This is a genomic window from Psychrosphaera sp. (assembly GCF_982872775.1).
The window spans coordinates 1-5,679 of sequence record NZ_CEYNSH010000075.1 but is presented as its reverse complement, the minus strand read 5'-3'; the positions used below and the strand labels follow the sequence as shown (position 1 = coordinate 5,679).

At 38.5% G+C, this 5,679-nt stretch carries 10 protein-coding genes; 8 read left to right on the top strand and 2 right to left on the bottom strand.

Features of this window, described 5'->3' with window-relative positions; translation table 11 throughout:
- Window positions 1-384 precede the first annotated feature (384 nt).
- From AC4E96_RS13750 to AC4E96_RS13715, 8 genes are all read left to right on the top strand, one after another.
- Complete coding sequence (locus tag AC4E96_RS13750) at window positions 385-972, top strand: hypothetical protein (protein ID WP_490256231.1); 588 nt, start codon at window positions 385-387, stop codon at window positions 970-972.
- 113 nt (window positions 973-1,085) lie between these two features.
- The gene (locus tag AC4E96_RS13745; RefSeq protein ID WP_490256230.1) at window positions 1,086-1,451 is read left to right on the top strand and encodes a hypothetical protein; all 366 of its coding nucleotides are present in this window, start codon (window positions 1,086-1,088) and stop codon (window positions 1,449-1,451) included.
- A 525-nt stretch (window positions 1,452-1,976) separates the two neighbouring features.
- Window positions 1,977-2,312, top strand: a complete 336-nt coding sequence (locus tag AC4E96_RS13740) for a hypothetical protein (protein ID WP_490256229.1) — start codon at window positions 1,977-1,979, stop codon at window positions 2,310-2,312.
- A gap of 549 nt (window positions 2,313-2,861) precedes the next feature.
- Window positions 2,862-3,149 carry a type II toxin-antitoxin system Phd/YefM family antitoxin gene (locus AC4E96_RS13735; RefSeq protein WP_490256228.1) on the top strand — a complete coding sequence of 96 codons (288 nt, stop codon included), beginning with the start codon at window positions 2,862-2,864 and terminating at the stop codon, window positions 3,147-3,149.
- A complete protein-coding gene (locus tag AC4E96_RS13730; protein ID WP_490256227.1) occupies window positions 3,139-3,432 on the top strand; it encodes a type II toxin-antitoxin system RelE/ParE family toxin in 294 nt (97 codons plus the stop codon). Before AC4E96_RS13735 ends, AC4E96_RS13730 begins: the two co-directional genes overlap by 11 nt.
- 112 nt (window positions 3,433-3,544) lie before the next feature.
- A complete protein-coding gene (locus AC4E96_RS13725) occupies window positions 3,545-4,078 on the top strand; it encodes a hypothetical protein (protein ID WP_490256226.1) in 534 nt (177 codons plus the stop codon).
- A 204-nt stretch (window positions 4,079-4,282) separates the two neighbouring features.
- Window positions 4,283-4,537, top strand: coding sequence for a type II toxin-antitoxin system Phd/YefM family antitoxin (locus tag AC4E96_RS13720; RefSeq protein ID WP_490256225.1), 255 nt, complete (start codon window positions 4,283-4,285; stop codon window positions 4,535-4,537).
- On the top strand, window positions 4,530-4,790 hold the full coding sequence (locus AC4E96_RS13715) for a Txe/YoeB family addiction module toxin (RefSeq protein WP_490256224.1): 261 nt from the start codon (window positions 4,530-4,532) through the stop codon (window positions 4,788-4,790). The genes AC4E96_RS13720 and AC4E96_RS13715 overlap by 8 nt, the downstream gene beginning before the upstream one ends.
- A gap of 115 nt (window positions 4,791-4,905) precedes the next feature.
- On the opposite strand, the gene AC4E96_RS13710 is transcribed toward AC4E96_RS13715, so the two are convergent.
- Window positions 4,906-5,181: a type II toxin-antitoxin system RelE/ParE family toxin gene (locus AC4E96_RS13710; RefSeq protein ID WP_490256223.1), complete on the bottom strand. Its 276-nt coding sequence runs from the start codon at window positions 5,179-5,181 to the stop codon at window positions 4,906-4,908.
- Window positions 5,182-5,183: 2 nt separating this feature from the next.
- Entirely contained in the window at window positions 5,184-5,462 is a 279-nt protein-coding gene (locus tag AC4E96_RS13705) for a type II toxin-antitoxin system RelB/DinJ family antitoxin (RefSeq protein WP_490256222.1), read from the bottom strand.
- Between the last annotated feature and the right edge of the window lie 217 nt (window positions 5,463-5,679).

The window sequence follows — 5,679 nt, the reverse complement described above, 5'->3', positions numbered from 1 at the left end:
CCAGTTTAGCCAACGAGTCAATTGCCTGTTATTAAGGCGTTAACTACCCACGATGACTCCGAGTACTTTCATGGGCTACTTCACTTTTGTGCACCATGCTTTCTTGGTTCGAGTCGCGGATTAGTTTGTGCAAGTCGGTCTATTTCTTCAAGGCCATCGAGGCTTCGACAAGCTTAGGGGCTTGTCTCTTCGACTATCGGTTTTCAAATTATTGTGACGTTGTCATTGAGATTTTTGAGTAAGTTGGGCAAAGTGGTTTTCATAGTAAGCTTGGCTAGCAGCGGTAGCTAACAAGTTAATTAACAGGGCAATTCTTCGTTGGCTTTGCTCCTGTCAGTCGCTGATTTTAGCCAACGAGTCAATTGCCTGTTATTAAGGCGTTATATGGCTAAGGAAAGTATGCGTAAAATTTTAGTTTTGATGGTGTTTTTAGTTTCTAGCTTAGTTCATGCCGACTCTGACCCTTGCGAATCAAATAGCTACCCAGTCAAATGGAAATCCGGTTTAAGCAATCCCATATCTTACGAGCTACCTGCAATTTACTATAAAACTAACAACTCAAAAGTTATTATCTCTGTTTCAAAAGCAAAGAGTTTTGTTGAAGGTAATATGGCGACTCATAAACCTTATTTGAAAAATGCCAAAGAATACATAATTAATAGCTTGTCTGAATTACCAAAAAACAAACTTGTGGATCATTCAAACCTTTGGATTGCGACAGAAGGATTGCAAGGGCAAGAGTTAAATAAAGCAATTCATGTTATGGCGGGTTATCAAGGGTTATTCGAAGGTTTATTGTTAAACAATGAAGCATCGGTAAGTATTAATGAAAAATTAATTCCCTCATCTTATGCTGTGTATATGGTTGGTAAAGATCCAGCCCCTGTTCATGGTTTAGATTATGTTCATAAGCTAGTTGTATCAAACTCTAATAACATAGTATTTTCTAAATGTTGGCAAGACAGAAAGTAGCCATATAACAAGTCACTCAAAAGGACAAATAACAGTTGGTTTTTGCTCCTTCGTCGCTTATTTTAACCAACTGATATTTGCCTCTTAGTGAGGCGTTATAAGTACAAGGAAGCATGGATAAATCAATCGAGTATTTGATACCATTTTTGATAGCAATAATTTGCATTGAATCATTGTATTTTATTCAGCGTAAAAAAGGTTTTATCTTTGCTTCATTCGTGGCGTTGGTAGCTTCGTTATTAGGCGCAACTTTATTCTTAGTTTCGGGTGAGCAATCAGGTATACATTATTTCTTAGTTTGGTTTATTGGTTTAGCGATTTACGGTGTAATATTTTTGTTCATAAACTTGCTGCTAGCTAAGGCTAATGAAACTGTTTTACCGCACATCGTTTTCCTCGGCATAAGTTTGTTTCTATCACCTTTTTGGTGGTTTTTACCTTTACTTGTGTCGTGCAGTACTGGCTACGATTGCATATAAGTACTTATAACAAGCTGTTTAACAAGGACAAAATACAGTTGGCTTTTGCTCCTTCGTCGCTTAATTTTAGCCAACTATATTTTGCCCATTAACAGGGCGTTATGTGTCCAAATCGAAAAAGGAGTTTAACTTGAGACTTTTGTCGGCAGTATTAGCTTCAATTATCATTTCTGGGTGTACAGTTCACATTCCTGTTAAAAAAATGCCGTCGGATTCAGAAATTATAAAAATGTCAAAATCCGAGGTTAACTGTGCTGATGAGCAGATAATCATTGAACACAAAGGTAACAATCCGCTTTTAGATAAACGCACATGGACTCTGGCTTGTGGTACGGTTCAATTCGAGTGTGAGATGGAAAATTCTGAATCAGCCTCTTGCACTGAAGCTTAGAAAGTAATGAACACATAACAAGCCGTTACAGGATAGACAATTAACAACTGGTTGGTGTTATTGTCGCAAGCTCCAATTTTAACACCAACCAAACATTGCTCCTGAACGGGGCGTTATGTGCTCAAGGAGAAAATATGAGTTCCCCGTCAATTTTAGATGGAATTATAATTGGTGCGGCAGGCGGTGCTATTGCCGGAATCACTGTATTTTTAGTGCAGTCAGTCACAAAATCAATATCAGATTCAAAAGACTCAAAGCGCATATTTCAGTGGCTTACTCAGAATACCGAAAACTCGGAAGGTAAAAAATTTAGATCGACTAGAGCTATTGCTAGCTATAACAATCTGACTGAGGATAGAGTACGTTACCTTTGTAGCACACATGAGAAAATTTTCTTATCGGTGGGTGAAAAAGAGGACCTGTGGAGTGTTCACACTCGGGAAAATAAATACTTTCCGTTTGCTTGCTAACACGCACATAACAACCCAATCAACACACTCACTACGTTCGCTGGGACGTTATGTACACAAGGAAGTTAAGGTGAAGTACCTTATAGTTATAATTTTAATAGCATCGTCTTTGGTTGGGCTAACGCTAACCTCTAAGAAAATGTACTGGGAGTTAGATTTACAAACTGGTGTAGCAAAGGCGGAATACTCCCACCTTGGACTAGTAACATCTTCTGTTTCGAATTTTCACAACCCAAAGTCATGCCCAACCTGGACTCCACCTCCACTTGCGAAATCTCAAAATAGTGTTTCTTATTCATGTTATTTTCACTTTAAAACTGAGAGTTGTTCACGTAAATTACTTATATATCAACAAGCTTATAACGAAGGTTGTGGTACATAACAAGAGGTTCAAGGAGGTCTCGTAATAGCTTGCTCGAGCCTTCGGCAAACAGTTTAGCAAGCTAAAGCTCGCCTCTTAACCAGGCGTTATAATTCTCTTCCGGGTTTGGCATATTCCTCAAGTTGCATTACACTACTTTGTACAACTAAAAGTACAAAGAGATGGTTATGAGTAGAATTCATTTTGACCAAGATATACAACCCCTTTCTGAATTTAGAGCAGGTGTTGCTTCGTACATTAAACAAATTAATGAGACACGCAGACCACTTGTGATTACACAGCGCGGTAAAGGAGTAGCAGTGGTTTTGGATGTCGCTGAATATGAAGCAATGCAAGAAAAAATTGAATTGCTTGAGGAGATAAACAAAGCCGAAATGCAATTGTCTAAAGGCCTTGGACTAGATAGTGACTCAGTGAGAGAGAAATTACTTTCTAGGTTGAAAAATGAAGGTTAACTGGTCGCCTTTAGCAATATCGAAGCTAGAGTCAATCTCAGATTACATAGCTTTAGATAAAAAGTCTGCGGCCATAAAATGGGTTAATGACATATTGGACGCTACTGATGCTTTAGCACATCAACCAGAGATGGGGCGAGCTGTCCCTGAGTTGCCAGGCAAGAATTATCGAGAATTGATTATTGGAAACTATAGAGTTATTTATACCATTGGCGCTAAGATAAATATTTTAACAATCCGAAACTGTAAACAGATTTTAAAATTTGGAGATGACGAATTATAACAAGTCATTAAAGAAAGGCTCGTCACGGCTTGCTCGAGTTCCTTCTTCACTTAGTTTAGCAAAAAACTAAACTCGCTTCTTAATGAAGCGCTATGTTTCTTGGAAAATTTATATGATTAAACACGTCCTTGTATATTCCATATTGTTTTGTGGCACTGCCATATTTGCCTGTGCGAGTGAAAATCAAGAGTTGCGGGAAATGTATGAAAGTGATCAATTTGAGAGAAAAAACAACTTATATTCTCCTAGCGCTGATGCAAAAAGATTAAATAGAGCGAAAGAAATGCTTGAGGAAGGCTTGCTTACGACAGCGAGCGATTACTACCATGCTGCCATTATTTTTCAACATGGCGGCACATCAATTGACTACAAAACAGCCCAAAACTTAGCAACTAGAGCTTCTAAACTTGACCCGAATAATAAGAGTGCCAAATGGTTGGCTTGTGCTGCCGAAGATCGATATTTGTTAAGTATTGGCAAAGCCCAAATATGGGGAACCCAGTTCAGAATGCTGAAAGGTGAAACAGAGTGGTCCCTTGAGCCATTTGATAGGACAGCTAAGACAGATGCTCAACGAATACAGAATAATGTGCGCACACTTGAACAAACACAGAAAAGATTAGATGAAATGAACAATAAGGAGTAAAACATAACAAGCGCCTCATGGCAGTCGCTGGTGCGACTTCGGACATTTTACATTTGCTAAAATCTGCATTTCACTTCGTTCAATTATTGCAGATTTCAGCAAATACAAACTGCCTTTCGGATTTTTGAGTTGTCTTATATCTTGCACATGTATTATTGATTAGTTAAACTTGTCTTATTAGTTGTACAACTTGAGAGGTGTTTTATGCGTATAGTTTCTTTCACAGAAGCTCGAAACGGACTTAAATCAGTATTGGACCATGTAGTAAATGATGTTGATTACACGGTAATAACTCGCAGAGATGCGGAAGATGCTGTAGTAATGTCTATGGATCATTACAACAGCCTTATGGAAACTGTTCATTTACTTAAATCTCCAGCTAACGCTGCACATTTATCGAAATCAATAGAGCAGTATAATTCAGGTCAGGCACAGTCTAGAGATTTAATTGATGACTAGGCAACTTGCATGGACTGATGAAGCTTGGGGAGATTATGTATATTGGCAAAGCCAAGATAAGAAAACTCTAAAGCGTATTAATAAATTAATTAACGATACTAAGCGTTCGCCTTTTGAAGGAATTGGTAAGCCAGAACCATTAAAAGAAAACCTATCAGGTTTCTGGTCTAGGCGGATAGATGAAACTAATCGTTTAGTTTATGCTGCATCTGATACATATTTGACAATAATTTCTTGTCGTTATCACTATTAAAGCGGCAGCTAACAAGTCAATACAGCAGGACAAAAAGCAGTTGTTTTGCTCCTTCGTCGCTAATTTTAGCGAAGCATTTATACGCCCATTAACACGACGTTAGATGCCCAAAGCATCAATCTGGAAATTTTTGCTTCATATGCAGAACTCTCATAACTCTGATGTTTTTTCCATCGGTGTAATATGACACGATCATTGATATTTCAGGGATCATTAACAGACGTCCCTTTATACCTTCTCGCTCGACTCCCATTTCTGGCTGTAGCAATAGGCTTTCAACCTTTTCCTCAATCAAGTCGTCAGTTGCTTCTGCGGCCAAGGGGTTAAACTCGTGCAGAAACTCAAATATCTTTTCTCGATCAATCAGTGATTGTTCTTCCCAATAAATCACAATTAATCCCGAAGTCTAATTTTTGCTTTTCGCTCCGCCATAGAGGCTTTGGCCGCTTCATGAGTAACGAACTTTGATTTCCCAGCTTCTAGCTTTTCAAATGCTAAATTAACCTGTTCCGACAGCCAAGTGTCATGAGATAACTTTAGGCGTTGCTGCTCAGCCAATTGCTCTGTAAGCTCTCGACAAGCATCACTAATAGTTCGCCCCTGACTCTCTGCCATTTGTTGAGCTAGCCTTTTGACTTCTTCATCTATTCGGAATTGAATTCTAGTATCCATAACAACCTCGTCATCACAACTGTACACACAGGTTAACTAAGGGCAACTAACAAGTCAATTAAGCAGGACTAAAATCAATTGCTTTGTGCTCCTCCGTCGCTGAAGTATAAGCAATTATTTTTTGCCTCTGAATGAGGCGTTAGCTATACAGGTGAAAGTTTTACTTTCAGTGATACTATAGTGGCACTCACTCCTATTAAGAGTTCGATTATGAAAG

Coding starts and splice junctions, on each gene's coding strand:
- AC4E96_RS13750 (WP_490256231.1), top strand. CDS start 385: ATGGCTAAGGAAAGTATGCGTAAAATTTTAGTTTTGATGGTGTTTTTA.
- AC4E96_RS13745 (WP_490256230.1), top strand. CDS start 1,086: ATGGATAAATCAATCGAGTATTTGATACCATTTTTGATAGCAATAATT.
- AC4E96_RS13740 (WP_490256229.1), top strand. CDS start 1,977: ATGAGTTCCCCGTCAATTTTAGATGGAATTATAATTGGTGCGGCAGGC.
- AC4E96_RS13735 (WP_490256228.1), top strand. CDS start 2,862: ATGAGTAGAATTCATTTTGACCAAGATATACAACCCCTTTCTGAATTT.
- AC4E96_RS13730 (WP_490256227.1), top strand. CDS start 3,139: ATGAAGGTTAACTGGTCGCCTTTAGCAATATCGAAGCTAGAGTCAATC.
- AC4E96_RS13725 (WP_490256226.1), top strand. CDS start 3,545: ATGATTAAACACGTCCTTGTATATTCCATATTGTTTTGTGGCACTGCC.
- AC4E96_RS13720 (WP_490256225.1), top strand. CDS start 4,283: ATGCGTATAGTTTCTTTCACAGAAGCTCGAAACGGACTTAAATCAGTA.
- AC4E96_RS13715 (WP_490256224.1), top strand. CDS start 4,530: ATGACTAGGCAACTTGCATGGACTGATGAAGCTTGGGGAGATTATGTA.
- AC4E96_RS13705 (WP_490256222.1), bottom strand. CDS start 5,462: ATGGATACTAGAATTCAATTCCGAATAGATGAAGAAGTCAAAAGGCTA.